The organism is Halomonas alimentaria (assembly GCF_009902005.1).
GTDB lineage: Bacteria > Pseudomonadota > Gammaproteobacteria > Pseudomonadales > Halomonadaceae > Halomonas > Halomonas alimentaria.
Map to the genome: position 1 here is coordinate 2,978,135 of NZ_WUTT01000001.1, position 22,013 is coordinate 3,000,147.

Sequence of the window (22,013 nt, forward strand, 5' to 3'; positions counted from 1 at the left end):
ACAAGTGGGTGAAGCTGACCGGTACTACGCTGCGCTCCGTACCGGCAGCTTACCCAAGGCGTTGAGCAGAAGGAGCTGAAAAGTGCTGATTCTCAAATTAACGGTCGTGCCGCTGTTCATCGCCGCCGTAACGCTCCCGAGTCGAGTTTTGGAGTGCGCTTGCTCTCGCGGTAGGGGCGGGTGTCTGTGTTCAGGCGGTAGTGCAGTGGCTTATGCTGCCCAACAAGACGCTCCAGCCGACACGCTGACGCGCGCGGCTGAGCTTTTGCGTTAGGCGGCTATATACTACAGATTCATTTATATGCCAAACATAGCCGAAATTCCGACAGAAGCAGCTCAAGCGCTTCAAATCATACAAAGCTGCCTCGGTAGGTCAGTTGTCGGGATCTATCTTTTCGGCTCATGGGCTGTCGGAGGGCTTCGGCCCGACAGCGATGTCGATCTCCTAGTGGTGGTTAACAGCAGCCTGGCCGAATTGGACCGGAGGCGGCTCGTCGAAGAGCTCATGCAGGTATCTGGCTTTATCGGCAATCAAACCGACACACGACCGCTTGAGCTTACGGTTGTCCTCCTTTCCGAGGTCGTCCCATGGCGCTACCCACCAAAGCACGAGTTGGTTTATGGAGAATGGCTTCGGGATCAGTTTGAGGCCGGTCGAATCCCCGCCCCCGAACACGATCCGGACCTAGCTATCGTCCTGAAAAAAGTCCGGGATAGCAGCACCGCGCTTGTGGGCCCGGATGCCGCGGCCATGCTCGACCCTGTGCCGATAGCCGATGTGCAGCGGGCAATGCTCGACTCCTTGCCCAGCTTGATCACCAGCATCCGAGGCGATGAGCGTAACGTGCTTCTGACCCTGGCCCGGATGTGGCTCACGGCAGCTGAAGGCGAAATCACGCCCAAGGACGTCGCTGCGGAATGGGCTATAGCCCGCCTGGACCGGGAAGACGCCCTGCTGTTGGATCTGGCCAGGAAAGGCTACCGTGGCGAGTGCGATGATAACTGGGCTGGAAAAGATGCAGAGGTTCTCGCGCTCGCCTTGAGTATGAAGAGATCAATAGAGAAGAACTTGCGCGTATGTGGGCAACCTTGAAGCGCAACATAACCAAGAAGCCTAACCAGTGCATGGAGTGCGATGGCTGCTGCGCAGCCGCGCCTCATGCTTTTCGTTAAATATCAGAAATATCTCAATAGCCGCTTCTGGCCGGATCCCGAACTTCAGGCTACGCTGATGGAGGAGGTACGGCATTTGACGACCCAAAGCCGACATGCCGGCAAAGGCAGCGAGCACGTGCATCCTTGTTATGCAGCATGCGCGGTGATTGGTGTTATGCTAGCCGAGCAATTCTTAATATTGCTGAGCTGCAATGGGTTAGGAGGAAAGTGGAGTGCAGTATAGTATTGTTGAACGTGCATGCGCGTTCATCAGATATCAGACCGTGCGGTCTAATACCTGTTAACCCTGCACAAGGAACAAGATGAGTCGCATCTACGAAGATCGAGTTAAAGAGATTCTCGCTAATTCGAGCGATGATGGAAAAGTCAGATCTAGAGAATCGACGTCTCTCGAATTTAAAGAAAGCTTTGGCTTCAAAAGCCTAGCGAAGTATCTAAAGACAATTTGTGCCTTTGCGAATACGCAAGGCGGGGTGCTTGTTTTTGGTGTTACTGATAACCCGAGAACGTTGAAAGGAATCGATAAAGATAAATTTGATCAGATTAAAATAGAGCAGCTATCCACGTACCTTTCGGAATATTTCAGCCCAGAAATTCACTGGGATATAGGCGTTGTCACGTTCAAAAGAAAGCACTATGGATTTATCGCAATAAAAGAGGCCGATGATAAACCAGTAATATGTAAGAAAAACTCTGGTGATGTCCTCAAAGATGGTGACATCTACTATCGGTATCGCGGGACAAGTAAACGAATCGAGTTTCCTGAACTAAAGCGAATGCAGATTGAAATTCGCGAAAAAGAAAGAAAGCTATGGATGGAGCATATAGAGAAAATATCGCGAATTGGACCAAAAAATGTAGCGTTGCTTGATCTTTATAGCGGCAAGATGGAATCCTCCAACATAGCGAACAATTTTGTTATAGATGAGGAGCTATTGGCCGGCTTGAAAAATGAGGTCTCTTTTGTTCAAGAGGGACATTTTAAGGAAAAAGAGGGAGCTCCTACGCTCAAGCTGGTAGGGAATCTTGCGCCAGTCGATACTGTGGTGGTTCCTAACCTTGACCCAAATAAAGATTATCCTTTTTTGGTTAAGCATTTGGCGGATGAGCTTCAAATTCGATCCTATGATGCCCAGGTTCTTGTCTGGAAGCTGGGACTAAAAAGCAGCAAAAGATATGCAATCGAAGTTGACGCTGGTGCTTCAACTATATTTAAGTACTCCAAATATGCGCTAACAGCTATACGCGACGACCTAGCGAAACACGACGATAAAAAAGAATATCTAGCTAATGCAAGCAAAGAGTATCAATCACGCAATAAGGGTTAACAAAGCGTTGCACCGGACAAGCCGGTGAACGCGGCGTTAATTGGTAACAGCGAAACAGTGGAACATTTGGTGGATTACATGGATGGCCCAAGCCAGAAACGAGTTTCAAGTCCGATCTCCACGGGCGGCGAGGGCGTGTTCTTCGAGCAACACGTCGCGGCTTACTGGCTAGCGCAGCTGCTCGTACGCAGCATCCCGCCGATCCTGACCGATACCGGCGTCACAGAAGTCCATTTCCAGACCGAACATCTCGGCTTCAATACGGACGACGTTCTCGTTGTCTGCCCGCGCGCAGGCGCGGCGACTGCGCGGCTCGTCGGGCAGGTGAAACGCAGCTTCACCATCAGTGCCGCCGACGACGAATGCAAGAAGGCCATTGGCGACTTCTGGAGGGATTTCAAGGAGGCTGACCCTTTCAATCCCCAGCACGACCGCTTCGTGCTCGTCACGCTGCGCGGCACGAATACGCTTCTCGAGAATTTCGTCGGGCTGCTCGACTGCGCGCGGGGCGCGGCCGACGGCGAAGAATTCCAACGGCGGCTGTCTCTCGACGGTTTCATCTCGAAGAAGTCCGTCCACCAGTATAACGAGCTCTGCCGCATCGTCAGCGCATTGGAAGGAACGCCCGTTATCGCCAAAGACCTGTGGCCTTTCCTGCGGGTGCTCCACGTCCTGAGCCTCGATCTGCACACCTCCACTCGCCAGACCGAGGCGCACATCAAGACGCTGCTCGCCCTCAAGTCTACCGACCCAGATCCCGTTGCCAGTGCGACGGCTGCCTGGGATGCTCTTTTAGGCCATGCCAGCGAGGCTGGACCGGCGGCACGGAGCCTGAAACGCGCCGACCTTCCAGCCGCTCTCGTCCAGGCGTACAGCGAGGTGGGCGCGCACGAGCAGCGGGTACTGACGGCACTGAAGAACCACACGGACTTCGTGCTGCGGAAGATCCGCATGACGATCGGGCCTGCTTTCCACCTGCGGCGCGCTGGCATCGTCCACAAAGTGCTTGCGGCCATCGAGGCGAGGCAAGTCGTCCTGATCACGGGCCCGGCGGGCAGCGGCAAATCCGTCATTGGGAAGGAAGCGGTAGCCTATCTCTCCCGCGAACTCTTCGCTTTCGGGTTCCGGGTCGAGGAATTCGCCGTCGCCCACATCGACCAAACACTCCACAACAGCCAGATCCCGGCGCGCGCCACAGAGCTTCAGGCCATCCTCGGCGCACAGGGCCGCAAGGTGCTTGTGATCGAGAGCGTCGAACGCCTGCTTGAGAAACCGACGCGCGACGGGTTCAGCGACCTCATGACGCTCGCCCAGTCCGACGACGGCCTCGGTATCCTCATGACCTGCCGCGACTATTCCGTGGAGCAGGTACGGGCCAGCTTTCTCCAGGCGGCGGGGATTGATCACGCTGTCATCGAAGTTCCGCCGCTTGACGACACCGAATTGCAGGAAATCCAGGCCGCCTTCCCGTCGCTGGCAGTGCCACTCGCCAACTCCGCCCTTCGCGAGATCCTGCGCAACCCGTACTTCATCGACAAGGCATTGCAGATTCCGTGGGATGCGGGACGTCCGCTTCCGGAGAACGAGCGCGATTTCCGCGCCGTCTTCTGGCGGCAGATCGTGCGCGCGGACCAGAATCCGGCCGACGGCATGCCGCGCCTGCGCGAAGTGGCTTTGCAGGAGCTGGCGGTGCGCAGGGCTCGTGCCCTGTCGGATTACGTTCCAGCTACTGGACTCAATGCCGCAGCCATCGCCCTCCTCAAACAGGACTCCCTCGTTGTTTCGCCCGACAGCAATGCTTTGCTCGTGGCGACGGCGCACGACGTCCTCGAGGACTGGGCCATCCTTCAATGGATCGAGGAACAGCACCTCACGGATGAGACGGCGTTCAAGGCATTGTCGTCAGCGATAGGGCCCCATCCTGCGGTGCGCCGCTCGTACCGGAAGTGGGTTGCCGAACTGGTTGACCGCGACGCACCTGCAGCGGACCGGCTGTTCAGCGCGGCCATCGCACAGGCGGACGTGCCCGCCCAGTTCCGCGACGATACGTTGGTCTCGCTGCTCAAGGCACCGTCCGCGTCAGAATTCCTCACGCGTCACGAGGCCGAGCTGCTCGCCAATGACCGCGCTATCCTCAAGCGGGTCATCCACCTCCTGCGCGTCGCCTGTGTGACGTCGCCCGCGTGGCTTGCCGACGTGCGTGGCCACAGCTCGATCCTGAGCGTGCCGGAAGGCGCGGTCTGGGCAACCGTCGTGAGGCTGGTGCACCGCAACATAGGCAGTTTCGGACCAGAAGACGCACCGCTGCTTCTCGCGTTGATCGAGGATGCCGTGCGGGGCGTCAGCTGGTGGGCACCTGACATCGGCGGGGCCGAACATGTCGCTGGCATTGCCCATTGGCTCCTTCCGCGCTTTGACCACTACAGGGGAGGAGACACGCGCCAACGCATTCTGAAGGTGATTGCGAAGATCCCGAAAGCCGACCCCGCGCGCTTCGAAGCCGTCCTGCGCGGGCAGATCAAGGAAGGGCGCCGCCGCGATCCCGTCGCCGAGGAATTCCGCGACATCCTCCTTGCGGGGCTCGACGGTGCGCCCGCTGCGCGCGACCTGCCGGACCTCTTGATCTCCGTCGCCCTGGATACCTTCCTCGCCACGGAAGAATATCTACGCGCGGAACCCTATGGCCGCTCATCCATCGATGTTGACCTTTACTTCGGCATCAAGGAACACCTGCGCCATGATTTCTTCCCTGCTAGTGCCTTCCGGGGGCCGTGGATCAACCTGCTCACGCACCATCCGAGAAAAGGCCTCGACTTCCTGATCCAGGTCTTCAATCACAGTGCCGAGTGGTACGCGCATCCGCGTCTCCGTGACCCCCTCGAACCCGCCTGGGAAGTCGAGCTCACGTTTGCCGACGGGACCATGCGGAAGCAATGGGTGAACCCGCGTCTCTGGGGCCTGTATCGCGGCATGACCGTCGGGCCATATTCGCTCCAGTCGCTGCTGATGGCCTTCGAGAAGTGGTTGCTCGACTACGCCCAATCCCATCCCGAGGGGCTCGACGCGGTACTGCTCGAAATTCTCCAGCGCAGCGACTCCGCCGCGCTCGCAGCCGTCGTCGCAAGTGTGGCGACTGCTCATTCTCACCGGTCAAGCGAGGCCCTTCTGGTGCTGTTGTCGGTGCAGGACTACATCGAGATCGATCGCAGCCGCATGGCCGGCGAGCACCAGACTTCGATCCTCACGGGACTGTTCCCTACCTTCCGCGCCGAAAACAAGATCTACGAAGAGGAGCGGAAGAAGTCGAACGCGCTGCCGCACCGCAAGCACGACCTTGAAGCGGCCATCGCAAACCTGCAACTCGGTCCTCTGGCCCCGCGGGTTCACGCCATCATCGACCGATATATCGCGGCACTGCCCGGGCCGGATAAACGCAACAAGCACGACCTCACATGGCAGCTGGCCCTTCACCGGATGGACTTCCGTCAGTACGACGTGGCCCACGACCAGCCCGCTGGGGGCGAAACATCGGCAGGGGACGGCGAGGGCTCTGCGAGGAATTACATCCGCCTCGAACCCAAGCCTCCGGCTCCGGAAGTTCAGCAACTCATTGACGAGAGCACGAAGAAGATGGGCGAGATGAATGCCCGTCTGGGTGTTTACATGTGGGGGCTCCAAGTCTTCCAGCGGGAGGCCGGCTCTGCCGACCCCGCCCAGTGGCGGGAGAAGCTGGCAAGTGCCAAGGGGATGGACCGCACCGCGGAGTATCCTGACAACAGCCGTAACGCTCCAGGATTTGTGGCCGCCATCTGCGCCCGCGATCACTGGGAGGAGATGTCGCCGGAAGAGAAGGAGTGGTGCATCGACGTCATCTGCTCCGAAATCTCCCGACACGCGGACCAATTGGGAACCATGGACCGCATGCAGCAGTTTTCGATGCTGGCTGATCGCCCCTGTGCCTTCGTCGTGCCGCTGCTGCTCTCCAAGCCCCTGACTGAAGTCCAGACGCCGCGCGTGCGCCAGGCCTTTATTGCCGCGCTAACCCATCCGTTCGACGAGGTGCGTTGGTACGCCACATGGGGCATGAACGACAAGTTATGGGCCGCGAACCCCGCTCTTGCCCTGCGCGCCGTCAATGCCATCGCAACCGAGGCCGCTCTTGCCGACCGCGACTGGAACGCCGAGGAGAAGAAGCGTTACGACAAGCGGCGCACGCCGGACACGATCTCTGCCACCGCGGCTGCAGACGTTCGCGGGCGGTTCTGGACCGAAGGGGAAATCGCCGAAGATGCGCACGTCAAGTTCGATATCACCGAGATATTCGGAGCCGAGGCGCACGCGAAGATCCTCGCGATTCTGGGCCAGGTTCCCAACGAGCCTCTGGCCGTGGCCGCACACCGGCGCGCCAGCGAAGACCTCGTGGAGTGCTGGAACCGTGAGCACGATCGTTCTCCCGACCGGCGCGATAGGAATTTTCACAGGGAGCAAGCCATATCCGACCGCATTCAGCAATTTGTGATGCGTGCGTCAGATGCCGATGCCGAGCAAGTCCTACAGCCGATCCTCGAGGCCGTTGACCGGCATCCGCGCGAGGTCCACAACGTCATCCAGGGGTTCACTAGCAGCGAGGACAGCAACCCCAATACGCCGCATTACTGGTTCCTATGGAACCTGTTTGCCGAGCGGGTCAAGCGCGCCAGGTGGCTCGCGCATCTTGAAAGGGAGCATCCCCACGGTAGCGAGGTGCTGTCGACGATCTTCCTGACCGCGTGGTGGAAGGACAACGTCCATCACTGGCGGAGCCTTGAAGGCTACGCCCACAACGTCGACGCACTCTTCGACGTGCTGCCGCCGGTCTGGATCGTGCTGGACAGCTATGTCCGCTTCCTCTACCACATCGGCGAGCGTTCCATGCCCGCCGCGTTTGTGCGCATCGCGAACGCGCTCAGGCGCGGGAACCCTGCCGACATGCTGCGCGAGTCCAACACCGTCTTCATGCTCGAAGTTCTTCTCCAACGGCATGTTTATGCACGGCCGCTGGAACTCAAGCGCGATCCGGCCCTGCAAGAGGCGATCCTGTATGTGCTCGATGTTCTTGTCGAGAGCGGTTCTTCCGCCGCGTTCAGGATGCGGGACGATTTCGTTACGCCGGCTGCCTGATGCTCCCCAATCTCTTCCCAAGGAACTGGCTGAAAGATGCGTCTTGGGTTGTCTCAACGATTTTCGCCAAGTACTCGGAGAGCTGCTCGTAGGCCGGTCACCCAGTGGCCTCTTCGGATCGAAAGTGGACAACCAGTGGCTGCATCAACCACGATGCCGCATAACAAAAGCATGCAGCGGACGGCGCTGATGCTGTACGTTATATCAGAAGATGCTGAAAGGCTGCTTCTGGCCGAAATCGGATATAGCGCGCCACCGTGGCGATGTCGCAAACGGGCACGCTATATCCTCTTGGGCGTTGCCAGTAGATGACTCTGCACCTCTCTCGCTTAGTCAGTCAGCGGACTTCAGCTTCACAAGCCTCAGCCGCAGCGCATTGGCGATCACGCTCACCGAGGAGAGCGACATCGCCGCGGCGGCGATGATCGGTGACAGCAGCAGGCCGGTGAAGGGGTAGAGGATACCGGCGGCGATGGGCACCCCCGCGGCGTTGTAGACGAAGGCGAAGAAGAGGTTCTGGCGGATGTTGCGCATGGTGGCTCGCGACAACCGGTGCGCCTCGACGATCCCGGTCAAATCCCCGCGCAGCAGGGTCACGCCGGCGCTCTCGATGGCCACGTCGGTGCCGGTGCCCATGGCGATGCCCACGTCGGCGGTGGCCAGGGCAGGGGCGTCGTTGACGCCGTCGCCGGCCATCACCACCACGCGACCCTCGTCACGCAGGTGCTGCACCACGCGCCCCTTGTCTTCGGGGAGCACCTCGGCTTCCACCTCGTCGATGCCCAGGCGGCGCGCCACCGCCTCGGCGGAGGTGCGGTTGTCGCCGGTGAGCATGACCACCCGAATGCCGTCGGCCTGCAGGGCTCGGATGGCCGCCTCGGTGGTCTCCTTGACCGGGTCGGCGATGGCCAGCAGGCCCGCCAGGCGGCCGTCCACCGCGGCGAAGATCACGGTGGCGCCGTCGCCGCGCAGCCGATCGGCCTCCTCAGCTTGCTCCGAGAGGTCTACCCCTTCGCTCTCCATCAGCAGGCGATTGCCGAGCGCGATGTGGTGGCCGTCGATCCGGCCCGTCACGCCCTTGCCGTTGGGGGAGTCGAATTCCGTGGCCTCCGAGAGGCTCACGCCATCGTCCTTGGCCTTGTCGACGATCGCCTGGGCGAGGGGGTGTTCGCTACCGCGCTCAAGCCCCGCGGCCAGTCGCAGGAGTTCCTGAGCGTCGAAACCTTCGGCCGGGCGCAATTCGGTGACCCGCGGCTTGCCCTCGGTCAGGGTGCCGGTCTTGTCGACCACCACGGTGTCGACCTTCTCCAGGCGCTCCAGCGCCTCGGCGTCGCGGATCAGTACCCCCGCCTGGGCCCCTCGACCCACGCCGACCATGATCGACATGGGAGTGGCCAGCCCCAGGGCACAGGGGCAGGCGATGATCAGCACGCTGACCGCGGCGATCAGCCCGAAGGCCATGGGCGGTGCCGGCCCCCACAGCGACCAGGCGATGAAGGCCACCACCGCGACCAGGATCACCGCCGGCACGAAGACGCCGGCGACCCTGTCGGCCAGCCCCTGGATGGGCGCCCGGCTGCGCTGGGCGCTGGCCACCATCTGCACGATCTGCGACAGCATGGTGTCGCGGCCCACCTTGTCGGCGCGCATGATGAACGAGCCCTGGCCGTTGATGCTGCCACCGATCACGCCGTCGCCGGCCTCCTTGCGCACCGCCAGTGGCTCGCCGGTGACCATCGACTCGTCGATGTTGGAGCGCCCCTCCAAGACCTCGCCGTCCAGCGGCACCTTGTCGCCGGGGCGCACGCGCAGGCGATCACCCACCTGGACCTTGTCGAGGGAGACTTCCTCTTCCTGGCCCTCGTCATCGAGGCGTCGCGCGTTGGCCGGGGCCAGGTCGAGCAGGGCGCGGATTGCCCCGGAGGTCTTCTCCCGGGCTCGTAGCTCTAGCACCTGCCCGAGCAGTACCAGCACCACGATCACCGCCGCCGCCTCGAAGTAGACCGCCACCGAGCCGTCGGTCTGGCGGAAGGTCTCGGGGAAGATGCCCGGCACGATGGTCGCCAGCAGGCTGTAGACCAGCGCCGCCCCGGTGCCGATGGCGATCAGGGTGAACATGTTGAGGCTGCGGCGCATGATGGAGCGCCAGCCGCGCACGAAGAAGGGCCTGCCCGCCCAGACCACCACCGGCGTGGCGAGCAGCAGCTGGATCCAGTTCGAGACTTGGGGGGCGATCAGGTGATCGAGGCCGAACACATGGCCGCCCATTTCCAGCACCAGCACCGGCAGTGCCAGGGCCAGCCCGATCCAGAAGCGCCGCGTCATGTCCTTGAGCTCCTCGGAGGGCCCGGACTCGGCGGAGACCGTCTCGGGCTCCAGGGCCATGCCGCAGATCGGGCAGTCCCCCGGCCCCTCCTGGCGGATCTCGGGGTGCATCGGGCAGGTGTAGATCGTGCCGGGCGGCGCTGGCTCGGCCGGTGTGTCGTCGCACTGCAGGTAGGCGTCAGGGTCCCGCTTGAACTTCTGCTGGCACCTGGCTGAGCAGAAGTACCAGGTCTTTCCAGCGTGTGAGGCGCGGTGGTCGGTATGGTGAGGATCGACCGTCATCCCGCAGACGGGGTCCGTGACCTCATGGGTGTGGTCCTGTGTCATGCTCCATCCTCCCTGCTGTGGCTGCCACTCGCGTCATGCGAATGAGCATGGTGGTCGGCGTCCTGCTCGGATCGCCGGGAAAGAAAGGCGTATTCCGCCACCAGGATGACGGCCATCGCGGCGGCGGCAACGTAGAGCACCAGCGGGTCGGTGGTGGCCTTGACCCAGAGGAAGCCTGCCAGCACCACCAGGTCGAGGGCGATCGCGGTCAGCAGGATGGCCGGGCGGGCCGCCACCGCATCGCGTAGATGCCGCAACACCCCCCAGTGAATGGCGATATCCATCACCAGATAGAAGATGATGCCGAGTGCCGCGATGCGGCTCAGGTCGAAGAACGCCGTCAGCAGCAGGCCGAGCACGATGGTATAGACCAAGGTGTGCTTCTGGATGCTGCCGGGCATATGGAAATGGCGATGGGGCACCAGCTTCATCTCGGTCAGCATCGCCAGCATCCGCGATACCGCGAAGACGCTGGCGATGATGCCACCTGCCGTGGCCAGCATGGCGAGCAGGACGGTGAACCAGACGGCGGCCTCCCCCAGCGCAGGGCGTGCAGCCGCGGCCAGCGAGTAGTCCTTGGTCGCGATGATCTCCGTCAGCGACAGGTTGCTGGCGACGGCGAGGCCCACCAGCGCATAGATCACCACGCACAGGGCGATCGAGACGATGATGGCCCGGCCGACGTTACGGTGGGGATCGCGGATCTCGGCCCCGCTGTTGGTGATGGTGGTGAACCCCTTGAAGGCCAGGATGCCGAGCGCGGTGGCCCCCAGGAACCCGGAGACGCCGGGCGCCGGCGCCTCGGCCGTGGCCCGGATACCGATGGTGTCGGCCACCAGCACGCCCACCACGCCGAACAGGATGATGCCACCGATCTTGATGACCCCCAGCACCGACGCCACGCCCTGGATCAGCTTGTTGGCGGAGAGGTTGATGAGGAAGGCGGCGATCAGCAGGCCGACACCCAGCGCCGGCACCAGCAGCGACCGGTTACCCCCATCGAACAGCTCCAGGGTATAGGAGCCGAAGGTCCTCGCCAGGAAGCTCTGGGCGATCACCATGGAGAAGTACATCAGCAGCGCATGGAAGGCCGTGGGCAGGGTGGGCCCATAGGCCTTGTGAAGGTACATGCCGATGCCGCCGGCCGACGGGTAGGCATTGGACATCTTGACGTAGGAGTAGGCGCTGAAACTGACGATCATGGCCGCCGAGAGGAAGGCCAGGGGAAACAGCTCGCCGGTCATCTCGGCCATCTGTCCGGTCAGCGCGAAGATTCCGGCACCGATCATTACCCCGGTTCCCAGGGCGATGGCCCCGACAAGGCTAAGGCTGTTCTTCTGGTACTGGGGCGACCTGTCCATGCATCTCCTTGCGTGTCGGCCTTGGTGATGGGGAAGTGATCTGCTGGGCGCGGTTGGCCATCGGCAATGTGATCACTCCTCATCCTAGAGCCCTTGTGTAACCCAAGGGTCAATCGGCACCCCTCGCCATCATCAAGGTCAGTGACAGCTCCAGGGCTTCTGCTTGGCATTGTCCTTCACGTTCTGGTCGATGAAGCGGTAATAGTCCTCCTTGATCCGGTTCCAACGTCCGGCGCCGATGTCTACGCCATGGCGTGCCAGTACCACCTCGATATCATCGATACACAATCGCTTGGCATCGTAGGCAAGGTGGAGTTTGCGATGTTCCGGGTCGTAGGACACGCGGTCGAGGCCACGCAGCGCGTCGATCTCGGTTACCGCCGCCGCGATATGCCCTGATGGACCGGGTGTTAGCTTCAGCGAGCGAGTGACCAGTGACGCTTGTGAAACGCCGGGGCGGTGATCGTGATGTGACATGCTCCACCTCCGTTCTGTACTAGCCGTGGTTCAGTTATCGTCGTCTTTGTCGTGACGGCCACCGTGGTGGCGGTGCAGGAAGAGATGCATCAGGGGGCAGGCGAGCAGCAGCAGCGGCAACGCCTGATAGAGGTGCAACCGATGGCCGGTCACCAACAGGTAGCCACCCACCGCGAGGAGGCCTGCCAGCGGCAGCCAGACCATCATCAGGCGGTGTTGTGCTCTCTTCTCCATGGCGACCTCCCGGTGGGTTGGCGTGTGAGTGGAGTCGTGTCGGCGTCAAGTCGATGGTCGGCTCGTTCTGGCCACCGCATCGAGCGGGTCTCGGCGCTGGGCTGCGAGCAGCAGGAGCAGTCCAGTCGCCACCATCGGCAGGGACAGCAGCTGCCCCATGGTGAGCCAATCGAAGGCGACGAAGCCCAGCTGGGGGTCGGGCAGGCGCACGAACTCGACCGCGAAGCGAAAGACGCCGTAGAGCATCAGGAAGAGCCCCGAGACGATGCCGCGTCGGCGCGGTCGGGTGGAGACCCACCACAGCACGACGAACAGCACCACACCCTCCAGGGCAAACTCGTAGAGCGCCGACGGGTGGCGTGGCGCCGAGCCCAACCCCATCATGGACGGGAAGACCATCGCCCAGGGAACGTCGCTCACGCGTCCTGGCAACTCATGGTTGATGAAGTTGCCCAGCCGCCCGGCGCCCAGGCCAATCGGCACCAGCGGTGCGATGAAGTCGGTCAGCTGGAGGAAGGCCAGGCGATGGCGGCGAGCGAACCACCAGGCGGCGACCAGCACGCCGGCAAGGCCACCGTGAAAGCTCATCCCGCCTTCCCAGAGCCTGAACAGCCAGAGCGGATCGGCCGCCAGCTGATCGAGGCCGTAGAAGAGCACATACCCCAGTCGACCGCCGAGGATGATCCCCACCGCGCCATAGAAGATCAGGTCGCCGATATCGTCATGGGTGAGGCCGAGCCGGTGGGCACGTCGTCTGCCCAGCCACCAGGCTGCGGCCAGCCCCACCACGTACATCAGCCCATACCAGTGGATGCTCAGTGGGCCCATCGACAGTGCCACCGGATCGATCTGGGGGTAGGGGATCATGCGTCGCTCCTGTGATGTGTCTGACCATCGCCGGTGGCCCGGCAACGGTTCCTGTTACCGCCAGTGTGGCGACGCTGTCTGAATCCAGGCTGAACGCCATGGCCGAGACGATTGACACGGATCAACCCAGGCTCGGATCGCCAAAGACGACGACGCCACCAGGCGGTGGCGTCGGTCGCGAGACCGATTCGTGGCTCAGAACATCAGCCTGGCCCCGGCGACGATGCCGGTATCTTCGGTGGGATCGCCATGGTGGCGGGCGATGTCGGCGGTATCGCCGTACTGCTTCTGCCAGTAGGCACCGACATAGGGCGCAAGGCGGCGCGTCACCTCGTAGCCCAGGCGCATGCCGACGCGTACCGAGTTGAGCCCCTCGCCGACGCCGAATGCCTCGGCCTCGCTGGCGGCCACGGCGATCTCGGTACGCGGCTGCAGGTAAAGCCGCTGGGTCAGGCGCAGGTCGTACTCGCCCTCGAAACTGGCCGAGACGTCGCCTTCGTCGCTGACCTGAAACGCCAGGTCGGTCTCGATGCCGTAGGGCATCACGCCCTGCAGGCCGATCACCCCATAGCCACGTTCGGCGTGGTCATCGGAGAAGACCCCACCCTGGTAACCGATACCGCCCTGCAGCTCCCAGAAATCGGCGATCAGCCGGCTGTAGAGCAGCTCCAGGGATTCGAACTCGGCATCCTCGCCATCGCCCTGGACGTTCTCGCCCTCGGACTTCAGGTAGACCCGGTTGATGTCCCCGCCGTACCAGGCCTGGAAGTCCCAGACCAATTCCTCATGACCCTTGTCGGGCACGGCATATTCAAGACGGTCGAACAGCGCCATGGCCATGTTGTGCTTGGCCATGGGGGCGGGCCAGTCCGCCGGCGCATCATAGCCATCCTCTGCCAGGGCGACGGAGAGCGGGAGCGTGGCCAGCAGGGCACCGGCCGCGATCATCGGGATTCTGGTATTCATGGCGTCTCCTTACGCGACCTTGACGACCCGGAACATGCCGGCGTCCATGTGATAGAGCAGGTGGCAGTGGAAGGCCCAGCTGCCCTCGGCATCAGCGGTGATCAACGCCGAGACGCGCTCGCCGGGCTTGATGTTCAGGGTGTGCTTGCGCGGGATCAGCTCGCCCTGGCCGTTCTCCAGCTCCATCCACATGCCGTGAAGGTGGATGGGGTGTTCCATCATGGTGTCGTTGACCAGGATCAGGCGCAGCCGCTCGTCCTTCTCGAAGTGAATGGGGCCCGTTACCTCGCTGAACGTCTTGCCGTCGAAGGACCACATGTAACGTTCCATGTTGCCGGTGAGGTGTAGCTCCAGCTCGCGGCCGGGTTCACGGCGGTCGGGCCAGGGGGTGAAGGCCTTGAGGTCGCGGTAGACCAGGGTGCGGCGTGCGTTGGGATCGATGCCGATGCCGGCCTGGTCATAGCGCGAGCCCGGCTGGGCCTCTCCCGCCGCCAGCATGCCGTTCCCGCGGGTCTTGGCGGATTCCCTCGCCATGCTGCCGCCATGGTCCATCTCGGAATGATCCATGCCCTCCCTGTCATCGCCGGACATGTTGGAATGATCCATGCCCTCCATGTCACTGTCGGACATGCTGGAGTGGTCCATGCCATGGGCACCCATGGCCTCCATGCCGCGGTCGGCGATCCTGCGACGCTCGGGGATCTCCGCGGCCATGCCCTCCCGCGGTGCCAGGGTCGCGCGGGCATAGCCGCTGCGATCCATCGATTCGGCGAAGATCGTATAGGCGGTGTCGTCCTCGGGGGCGACCAGCACGTCGTAGGTCTCGGCCACCCCGATGCGGAACTCGTCCACCGGGACCGGCTGCACCGGCTGACCGTCGGCGGCCACCACGGTCATCTTGAGCCCTGGGATGCGTACGTCGAAGTAGGACATTGCCGAGCCATTGATGACCCGAAGGCGGATCCGTTCGCCGGCCTTGAACAGCGCCGTCCAGTTCTCCTCGGGAGAGTGGCCATTGAGCAGGTAGGTGTAGGTGCTGCCGGTGACGTCGGCGATGTCGCGTGAGCTCATGCGCATCTTGGCCCACATGCCGCGCATCTCCGCCGTCGCCGCAAAGCCCTTCTCGCGCACGTCGGCGAAGAAGTCGCCGATAGTGCGTTCCTGGAAGTTGTAGTACCCCTCGGCGGTCTTGAGGTTGCGGAACACCGCCATGGGATCCTCGAAGGTCCAGTCGGTGAGCAGCAGCACGTGCTCGCGATCATAGCGGAAGGGTTCGCGCTCGGCGGCGTCGATGATCAGTGGCCCGGCATGGCCGAGCTGCTCCTGAAGGCCGGAGTGACTGTGGTACCAGTAGGTACCGTTCTGGCGTACCGGGAAGCGGTAGGTGAAGGTCTCACCGGGGGCGATGCCGGCGAAGCTGACGCCGGGAACGCCATCCTGGTCGGGCGGCAGTATCAGGCCATGCCAGTGGATGGAGGTCGGCTCATCGAGCAGGTTGGTCACCCTGAGCACGGCATCCTGGCCCTCCTTGAGCCGGATCATCGGCCCGGGGCTCTCGCCGTTGATGGTGTAGGGCCGCGCCGCCTGACCATCGATCTCAAGCGACTCGCGACGGATGGCAAGCGCCACCTCGGGGCCTTCCTCGACTCCCTTGGCGTAGACATTGGTCTGCCCCCATGGATCGGCCCAGGCCGGGCGCAGGCCAAGGGCAGCCGCCGAGCCGATGCCCAGGGCAGCACCCCCCTTGAGCAGCCGCCGGCGCGACAGCGGCTGCGTAATGACGCTGGAACGTGCCATCTGTGACTCCCGTCGATGTTGGAAGGCGACATCATGACGGGGCAAGCTGAATCGGGCCTGAAAAGGTCAGGTTACGCAGCGTCCAGCGTGAAGGGCACGTGAATCTCCACACTCAGACCGCCCAGTGCGCTATGCCCGAAGCGGACCTTCCCGGCATAGCGCTTCAGTAGCTGGTTCAGGATCGACAGGCCCAGGCCATAGCCGGGATGCGCCTCGTCCAGGCGCCACCCGCGCTCACCGAGACGAGCGAGATCATCCTCTGCGACTCCGGGACCATCATCCTCGACGCGCAGGGTAAGGCCACCCTGAAGGCCTATCTCGCAGTGAACCTCCTGATTCGCCCATTTGCCGGCATTGTCGAGCACGATACCGATCATCTCCGACAGGTCCTGAGACTCGATGGGAATGCGCTGTCCGGTGCCTTCGGCTATCTCCAGGGTGAAGCGCTTGGCCGGGTAGAGGGTCCGGAACATCTCGATCAGTCGGTTGGCGTCGCGACACGGATCGGCAAGGCGCCCGGCATTGGGACCCGCGATGCGCGAGCGGCGAAGTTCGACATCGAGCTGAGCGTGAATCTCCTCCAGGCGCTCCTCCAGGCGTTGGCGCCGCGCGGCATCGATGGGTCGGGAGCCGCGCAGCACCTGAATGACCGCGGCCAGAGGTGTCTTCAGCGCGTGGGAGAGGTTGGCAACCGACTCTCGGGAGCGCTGCAGGCGGCCATCGATCTCGTCCATGAAGCGGTTGAGCTGCCCGACCAGGCTGTCGAGCTCGGAGGGGACATCCAGGGAGAGGCGGTCGCGCTTGCCGGCCTGCAACTCACCGAGCTGGTGGCGCAGCCGTGACAGCGGCACCATGCCCCGACTGACGGCCAGCAGGTTGAGCACCACCAGCAGGAGCAGCAGGCTGGCGGCGATGCCACCGACCCACCAGTGCAGACGATGAAGGCCCGCCTCGACCTGGGAGAAATCTTCGCCGATCAGCAGCACCCCCTGTTGGTCGTCGAGGGTGAAGGGCTGGCGGAAGACCAGCAGGTGCTGTCCCGCCTCACGCACCTCGGCCAGCGACTCGTCGCTGGACAGCAGAGGCAACAGCGCCTCCTGCCAGCGTGGGTGAGAGGCCGAGACCTCATCGCCCAGGCGCAGCACATAGAGGTGATGGAAAATCGCGAAGCCGCGGCTGGCAGAGTCCAGGACTCGGGCGGTGGCCAGGTGATCACGGCGCAGTTGCTCGATGGCGTGATCGGCTTCGCGTTCGAGCCGTTCCCCCAGGAAGTCCCGCGCCAGGTCGTTGAGCAGGATCCCGTGCAGTAGCCAGGTCAACCCGGTGACCAGCAGGGCGATACCCGACAGCCAGGCCAGCAAGCGGATTCGCAGGCTGCGACGATCAATCCGCAACAAAGACATAGCCCTGGCCGCGACGGGTCTGGATGCTTGGTTTGCCCAGGTGACGGCGCAGCCGCGCGATGTACACCTCGATGAGATTGGGTGCCGCGGCGTCCTGCTCCAGGGCGTAGAGCTGGTTGAGGAGGTGCTCCTTGGAGAGCACGCGCCCCGGATGATGCATGAAGTAGCGCAGCAGCACGAACTCGGTGCCTGTCAGCGGGTGCCAGGGGCCATCGGCCACACGGACGCACTGGTTGGCCTCGTCCAGGGAGACATCACCCAGCGTCAACTGACTGGAGAGTCGCCCCGATTGGCGGCGCAACAGTGCCTTGACCCGGGCGATAAGCTCGGCTTCGTGGAAGGGTTTGGTCAGGTAGTCATCCGCGCCGCCTTCGAGCCCGACGACCTTGTCTTCCCAGGTGTCCCGAGCCGTCAGGATCAACACCGGCAGGTCGCGGCCCGACTGGCGCCACCGCTTGAGCAGGTCGAGACCCGAGCCATCGGGAAGGCCCAGGTCCATGATCGCCAGCGCATAGGTCTCGGTCGTCATAAGCGCCTCGGCGATTCTCAGAGACGTGGCCAGGTCGACCCGGTAACCGTTGTCCTTGAGGGATTCGGCGAGGCTCTCGGCCAGCAAGTCGTCATCTTCGAGTAGCAAGAGCTTCATGCGTCGGCTCACTTGCCCAGCTGGATCTCGCCGACCATGCCGGACTCGGAGTGTCCCGGGATGTTGCAGGCATAGACGAGCGACTCCACGTCGGCGGGGGCGGTCCACACCAGCTCTGCGGTGTCGCCGGGCGCGATGGTTACCGCCGGCATCTCGCCGCCATGCGCACCTTCCGCCATGTCATGGCCGCCATGGCCGTCGTGGCCGTCACCATGACCACTGTCTCCCATAGCCTGCATCATCTCGCGGTGCGCTTCCTGGGCTGCGGCATCGCCGATCACGAATTCGTGCTTCAGGTTGCCGGTGTTGACTACCTTGAAGCGCACAGTCTCTCCAGCGGTGATGCCGAGTGTCTCGGGATCAAACCACATGTCACCGGCCTCGACCTGGATGGTGCGGTCGACCTCGGCATCTGGCGCTGTAGCGTGAGAACCACCATGTTCACCGGCAGCAAGGGCGGAAGTGGCGGCCAGGCAAAGGGTGATGGCCAGCAGTGACTTGCGCATCATGGAACCTCTTTGATCGTATCAGGGGAGCATTGGTTATACCGCAGCAACCTGAAATGAGACTGAACTCGAAACCTCTTGACCCTTGTGTAACGCGCAGGTTGTAGCATCCAAGGGTCTGATGAAGGCCATGCCGAATCCCTTGTCCTGGATCATGTCGGACGACACGACCACCAAGGCAGAATGGGGCCTCGACTATGAGGATGACCGAATGACCTGCAATGTTCGCTACCTGCTGCACACCCGAGGAGTACGCCTGATGGCGTTGCTACTCGCGGTATTGCTGCTGGTCGCCAGCCTGCCCGGTCATGCGACCATGGACGCCTGCGCCGTCGACTGTGGCACATCCCAGGTCGAGATGCTCGATCATACCGTCGCCGACTGCGGCGCCTGCGCGGCATTGACCGCCACGCCGATTGTCCCCCGCGTCCCTCCGGACGCTCTTGTAGACCTGGCCGACCCAGCCGTGGTCGAGTTCATCGCTGCACCACCCCGAGAACCTCCCAAGTCCTGACGTCGCTCGACTTCCCGGTAACGACGTATTGGCTCGTTATCGGCGCCCCCTTTCTTTCGTCAGGAGTCACATCATGTACGCCAACGATTGCTTTTCCCTGATGGGGTCAATGGGTTGGATGGGCTGGCTGATGCCCTTGACCGTCATGCTTCTGCTCGGTCTCGGCATTGCCGTTCTCGCCAAGTACCTCTTCACGTCTCGTCGGTCTCGGGAGGATCGCTCATGAACCGTTTTGCCCCCACTCTGGTTGTCTCCGCAGCGCTGCTGATCGGTGCCGGCACCGCACAGGCCGCTATGCCCGATGCGGCGACCCTCTACAAGAACCCCCAGTGCGGCTGCTGCGATGAATATGCCCGCCAACTCGAAGCGCTCGGCGTCGAGGTCACCGTCGTCGACGACGTGCCGATCGGCCAGGTCAAGGAACGTGCCGGGCTTCCCTACGGTCTGGGCTCCTGCCACACCATCGAGATGGGCGAGTACATCATCGAGGGTCACGTGCCCTTCGAGGCGGTAGAGAAACTCTTCGAGGAGCACCCCGACACCGACGGCATCGGCCTGGCGGGCATGCCCATCGGCACCCCGGGCATGCCCGGGCCAAAACAGGGTGACTGGAGCGTCTACCAGTTTCGCGCCGGAGAAGCCCAGCCATACATGACGCTGTAACGTCTCCACGTGATGGCAACTGCCCGGGTGAAGCCTCACCCGGGCAAATAGAGAAAATCGGGCCGCCATGAAGGTGGCGGCCCTTGGGATCAGAAGGAGATGACCTCGCCGTCGGCGGGGATCACGACATGATCCTCGATGCCCACCGCCTGCACGTACTCTCTCAACTCTTCCCGTGTCAGCGACATATGGTTGATAGCATCCATGTGTGTGGCGACTACTGTTGCTTCCGGTGCTGTCTGGGTAGCGCGCAGTACATCTTCCTTGCCCATGATGATGGGATCATCATAATCGCTGCGCATCGCTTGCCCTGCGTTGAGCACCACAATCTTAGGGTCATACTCATCTAACGCCTGATCAACTTCATCGCGCCATATGGTGTCGCCTACCAGGTAGAGAGTCTCCTGGCCAGGTGCTTGGAAGACTACGCCCATCACATCTCCGAGAGCGGCCGCGACTTCAGGTGAGGCATACATTTCATCGGTGCCATGCTGGCCGCCTGTCCTGCTCAGGGTTACGCCATCGAACTCGGCCTTATCGGAAAGTATGCGCACGTTGGTAAAGCCCTGCTCACGGATCATCGCTGCATCGGCCTGGTGCTGAGCGAACAGTGGGATATCCTTCGGCAGCAGCGCCTGGGCGGCGGCGTCCCAGTGGTCGAGGTGGGTGTGGGTGACGATCACGGCGTCCGTGTCGTCGATCACATCCTCTGCCGGCATTGGCAACCCAACCAGCGGATTGCGCAGCTCGCTACGGTAGGTGCCATCGAAACCCGGGTAGGCGCCCTGCTTGGCCAGCATGGGATCGATCAGGAAGGTGGTATCCCCATAGGTGATCTTCACCGTGGCATTGCGGATCTGCTGCACCTGCTGCGTTGTCTCCTGAGAGATCGAGTCCGCGGATGCACTGCCGGCGATGAGGGCCGTGGCCAGGGCCAGGGAACTGGCGAGGGTCTTGATCAGCATCTGGATGCTCCTCCATTACGTTACTGGGTGATGGCAACCAGTCTAGCGGGGCGCGGTTGAGCAAAAAATTGGCCTGAATGACAATATTCGAAAGATTCGGGCCAAGGTGCCATGATTATGAGGAACGAAGCTCAGGAGTCGCACCTTGCCGTTGCCCAGCGTCGGACTGATCCTTTACCCGAATATCAGTCCCTTCCATTTCTCGGTGCCCTATACGGTGTTCGGTATGGCCTTGCCCGATCGCCCACTGTTCGATCTGTCCATCGTGGCGCTGGAGGGGAAGCCGCTGGCGGCCGAGCGGGCGATGACGGTACGGCCCGACGGCGGCCTGGAGCTGCTGGACCGGGTGGATATCGCGGTGGTGCCTGGCTGGCATGACCTGAATGAAGCGCCGCCGCCAGAGCTGGCCGAGTCGCTCGTCCGGTGTCATGAGCGGGGTGCCCATGTGGTGGGACTCTGTTACGGCACCTATGCCCTGGCTTACGCCGGGCTGCTGGACGGTAGGCGGGCGTCGACTCACTGGATGGCCGAGCAGGATTTCATCGGCCGCTTTCCCAGAGTCAAGCTGGATACCAATGCGCTCTACGTGGAGGAGGATCGTCTGGTGACGTCTGCCGGTACCGCGGCCGGCCTGGATTGTTGCTTGTTCCTGGTGCGTGAATATTACGGCGCGCAAATTGCCAACAAGGTGGCCCGGGCCATGGTGGTCCCACCGCATCGAGAGGGTGGGCAAGCGCAGTTCATCGAGCAGCCGGTTGCTACCTCTACCCAGGACGCCCACATCAACCGCCTGCTCGACTACCTGCGAGAACACCTGGCGGAGTCGCACACCATCGATGCGCTTGCCACCCGTACCGCCATGAGTCGGCGGACCTTCACGCGCCACTTCCACAAGGCCACCGGCATGACGGTGGTGGAGTGGCTGGTGAGCGAGCGGCTGCGGCGTGGACGCGAGCTGTTGGAAACCACCTCCTTGTCGGTAGAGGCCATTGCGGAAAGGGTCGGTTTCCACACGGCGACATCGTTTCGGCAACATTTCAGGCAGCGGCATCGGGTCAGCCCCCGCGACTGGCGAAAGACCTTCGGCGAAAGCACCTGATTATCGTTGGTCCTATCCTTCTGCACGTGACCGCTCTCGATGCCGACGCTATGCCCGCCGGTGACAGCGGCGACTCTGTGGGCCGTCGGCCCTTGGCTCAAGCGCCCCGCAAGTCGCAGCCGACTGCGGCGGTGCGGGGCGGGAGACGCGCGGCCTTGATCCCGGCCGGCTTTTCTCCCAGGCGTATCATGGTCTTGCC

General features: G+C 62.5%; 18 protein-coding genes. 7 read left to right on the forward strand and 11 right to left on the reverse strand.

Annotated features, from left to right (window positions below):
- Positions 1 to 301: 301 nt before the first annotated feature.
- The 3 genes from GRB96_RS14065 to GRB96_RS14075 all read left to right on the forward strand — a co-directional run bounded on the left by GRB96_RS14065 (position 302) and on the right by GRB96_RS14075 (position 7,664).
- On the forward strand, positions 302 to 1,093 hold the full coding sequence (locus GRB96_RS14065) for an aminoglycoside adenylyltransferase family protein (RefSeq protein WP_161432708.1): 792 nt from the start codon (positions 302 to 304) through the stop codon (positions 1,091 to 1,093).
- Positions 1,094 to 1,478: 385 nt separating this feature from the next.
- Entirely contained in the window at positions 1,479 to 2,504 is a 1,026-nt protein-coding gene (locus GRB96_RS14070; protein WP_161432709.1) for an ATP-binding protein, read from the forward strand.
- Positions 2,505 to 2,528: 24 nt separating this feature from the next.
- The gene (locus GRB96_RS14075; RefSeq protein ID WP_205743546.1) at positions 2,529 to 7,664 is read left to right on the forward strand and encodes a hypothetical protein; all 5,136 of its coding nucleotides are present in this window, start codon (positions 2,529 to 2,531) and stop codon (positions 7,662 to 7,664) included.
- 333 nt (positions 7,665 to 7,997) lie between these two features.
- Here the strand turns inward: GRB96_RS14075 and GRB96_RS14080 are convergent, their stop codons facing one another.
- The 10 genes from GRB96_RS14080 to GRB96_RS14125 all read right to left on the reverse strand — a co-directional run bounded on the left by GRB96_RS14080 (position 7,998) and on the right by GRB96_RS14125 (position 18,576).
- Complete coding sequence (locus GRB96_RS14080; RefSeq protein WP_161432710.1) at positions 7,998 to 10,316, reverse strand: heavy metal translocating P-type ATPase; 2,319 nt, start codon at positions 10,314 to 10,316, stop codon at positions 7,998 to 8,000.
- A complete protein-coding gene (locus GRB96_RS14085; protein WP_161432711.1) occupies positions 10,313 to 11,677 on the reverse strand; it encodes an APC family permease in 1,365 nt (454 codons plus the stop codon). The genes GRB96_RS14080 and GRB96_RS14085 overlap by 4 nt, the downstream gene beginning before the upstream one ends.
- A gap of 138 nt (positions 11,678 to 11,815) precedes the next feature.
- Positions 11,816 to 12,154 carry a cation transporter gene (locus GRB96_RS14090; protein WP_161432712.1) on the reverse strand — a complete coding sequence of 113 codons (339 nt, stop codon included), beginning with the start codon at positions 12,152 to 12,154 and terminating at the stop codon, positions 11,816 to 11,818.
- Between the two features lie 30 nt (positions 12,155 to 12,184).
- Positions 12,185 to 12,388: a DUF2933 domain-containing protein gene (locus GRB96_RS15770; RefSeq protein WP_161432713.1), complete on the reverse strand. Its 204-nt coding sequence runs from the start codon at positions 12,386 to 12,388 to the stop codon at positions 12,185 to 12,187.
- Positions 12,389 to 12,433: 45 nt separating this feature from the next.
- Positions 12,434 to 13,255 (reverse strand): prolipoprotein diacylglyceryl transferase, encoded by an 822-nt coding sequence (lgt, locus tag GRB96_RS14100; protein WP_161432714.1) that lies wholly within the window; start codon positions 13,253 to 13,255, stop codon positions 12,434 to 12,436.
- Between the two features lie 195 nt (positions 13,256 to 13,450).
- On the reverse strand, positions 13,451 to 14,203 hold the full coding sequence (locus GRB96_RS14105; protein WP_161433144.1) for a copper resistance protein B: 753 nt from the start codon (positions 14,201 to 14,203) through the stop codon (positions 13,451 to 13,453).
- A gap of 27 nt (positions 14,204 to 14,230) precedes the next feature.
- Positions 14,231 to 16,018: a copper resistance system multicopper oxidase gene (locus GRB96_RS14110; protein WP_161432715.1), complete on the reverse strand. Its 1,788-nt coding sequence runs from the start codon at positions 16,016 to 16,018 to the stop codon at positions 14,231 to 14,233.
- 71 nt (positions 16,019 to 16,089) lie between these two features.
- Entirely contained in the window at positions 16,090 to 17,379 is a 1,290-nt protein-coding gene (locus GRB96_RS14115) for a sensor histidine kinase (protein ID WP_240894180.1), read from the reverse strand.
- A gap of 22 nt (positions 17,380 to 17,401) precedes the next feature.
- On the reverse strand, positions 17,402 to 18,067 hold the full coding sequence (locus GRB96_RS14120; protein ID WP_075369354.1) for a response regulator transcription factor: 666 nt from the start codon (positions 18,065 to 18,067) through the stop codon (positions 17,402 to 17,404).
- 8 nt (positions 18,068 to 18,075) lie between these two features.
- A complete protein-coding gene (locus GRB96_RS14125; protein WP_161432717.1) occupies positions 18,076 to 18,576 on the reverse strand; it encodes a cupredoxin domain-containing protein in 501 nt (166 codons plus the stop codon).
- A gap of 127 nt (positions 18,577 to 18,703) precedes the next feature.
- Here GRB96_RS14125 and GRB96_RS14130 point away from each other — a divergent pair, with 127 nt between their 5' ends.
- The 3 genes from GRB96_RS14130 to GRB96_RS14135 all read left to right on the forward strand — a co-directional run bounded on the left by GRB96_RS14130 (position 18,704) and on the right by GRB96_RS14135 (position 19,750).
- Positions 18,704 to 19,087 carry a hypothetical protein gene (locus GRB96_RS14130; protein ID WP_161432718.1) on the forward strand — a complete coding sequence of 128 codons (384 nt, stop codon included), beginning with the start codon at positions 18,704 to 18,706 and terminating at the stop codon, positions 19,085 to 19,087.
- A 73-nt stretch (positions 19,088 to 19,160) separates the two neighbouring features.
- The gene (locus GRB96_RS15555; RefSeq protein WP_170293780.1) at positions 19,161 to 19,313 is read left to right on the forward strand and encodes a hypothetical protein; all 153 of its coding nucleotides are present in this window, start codon (positions 19,161 to 19,163) and stop codon (positions 19,311 to 19,313) included.
- The gene (locus GRB96_RS14135; protein ID WP_161432719.1) at positions 19,310 to 19,750 is read left to right on the forward strand and encodes a DUF411 domain-containing protein; all 441 of its coding nucleotides are present in this window, start codon (positions 19,310 to 19,312) and stop codon (positions 19,748 to 19,750) included. Before GRB96_RS15555 ends, GRB96_RS14135 begins: the two co-directional genes overlap by 4 nt.
- Positions 19,751 to 19,839: 89 nt before the next feature.
- On the opposite strand, the gene GRB96_RS14140 is transcribed toward GRB96_RS14135, so the two are convergent.
- Positions 19,840 to 20,715: an MBL fold metallo-hydrolase gene (locus GRB96_RS14140; RefSeq protein ID WP_161432720.1), complete on the reverse strand. Its 876-nt coding sequence runs from the start codon at positions 20,713 to 20,715 to the stop codon at positions 19,840 to 19,842.
- 145 nt (positions 20,716 to 20,860) lie between these two features.
- Between GRB96_RS14140 and GRB96_RS14145 the strand changes: the two genes are divergently transcribed.
- A complete protein-coding gene (locus GRB96_RS14145) occupies positions 20,861 to 21,814 on the forward strand; it encodes a GlxA family transcriptional regulator (RefSeq protein ID WP_161432721.1) in 954 nt (317 codons plus the stop codon).
- Positions 21,815 to 22,013 lie beyond the last annotated feature (199 nt).

What these genes read in the sequence shown, in the direction of transcription:
- GRB96_RS14065 (WP_161432708.1), top strand. Translation starts at nt 302, where the DNA reads ATGCCAAACATAGCCGAAATTCCGACAGAAGCAGCTCAAGCGCTTCAA.
- GRB96_RS14070 (WP_161432709.1), top strand. Translation starts at nt 1,479, where the DNA reads ATGAGTCGCATCTACGAAGATCGAGTTAAAGAGATTCTCGCTAATTCG.
- GRB96_RS14080 (WP_161432710.1), bottom strand. Translation starts at nt 10,316, where the DNA reads ATGACACAGGACCACACCCATGAGGTCACGGACCCCGTCTGCGGGATG.
- GRB96_RS14085 (WP_161432711.1), bottom strand. Translation starts at nt 11,677, where the DNA reads ATGGACAGGTCGCCCCAGTACCAGAAGAACAGCCTTAGCCTTGTCGGG.
- GRB96_RS14090 (WP_161432712.1), bottom strand. Translation starts at nt 12,154, where the DNA reads ATGTCACATCACGATCACCGCCCCGGCGTTTCACAAGCGTCACTGGTC.
- GRB96_RS15770 (WP_161432713.1), bottom strand. Translation starts at nt 12,388, where the DNA reads ATGGAGAAGAGAGCACAACACCGCCTGATGATGGTCTGGCTGCCGCTG.
- lgt (WP_161432714.1), bottom strand. Translation starts at nt 13,255, where the DNA reads ATGATCCCCTACCCCCAGATCGATCCGGTGGCACTGTCGATGGGCCCA.
- GRB96_RS14105 (WP_161433144.1), bottom strand. Translation starts at nt 14,203, where the DNA reads ATGATCGCGGCCGGTGCCCTGCTGGCCACGCTCCCGCTCTCCGTCGCC.
- GRB96_RS14110 (WP_161432715.1), bottom strand. Translation starts at nt 16,018, where the DNA reads ATGGCACGTTCCAGCGTCATTACGCAGCCGCTGTCGCGCCGGCGGCTG.
- GRB96_RS14120 (WP_075369354.1), bottom strand. Translation starts at nt 18,067, where the DNA reads ATGAAGCTCTTGCTACTCGAAGATGACGACTTGCTGGCCGAGAGCCTC.
- GRB96_RS14125 (WP_161432717.1), bottom strand. Translation starts at nt 18,576, where the DNA reads ATGATGCGCAAGTCACTGCTGGCCATCACCCTTTGCCTGGCCGCCACT.
- GRB96_RS14130 (WP_161432718.1), top strand. Translation starts at nt 18,704, where the DNA reads ATGCCGAATCCCTTGTCCTGGATCATGTCGGACGACACGACCACCAAG.
- GRB96_RS15555 (WP_170293780.1), top strand. Translation starts at nt 19,161, where the DNA reads ATGTACGCCAACGATTGCTTTTCCCTGATGGGGTCAATGGGTTGGATG.
- GRB96_RS14135 (WP_161432719.1), top strand. Translation starts at nt 19,310, where the DNA reads ATGAACCGTTTTGCCCCCACTCTGGTTGTCTCCGCAGCGCTGCTGATC.
- GRB96_RS14140 (WP_161432720.1), bottom strand. Translation starts at nt 20,715, where the DNA reads ATGCTGATCAAGACCCTCGCCAGTTCCCTGGCCCTGGCCACGGCCCTC.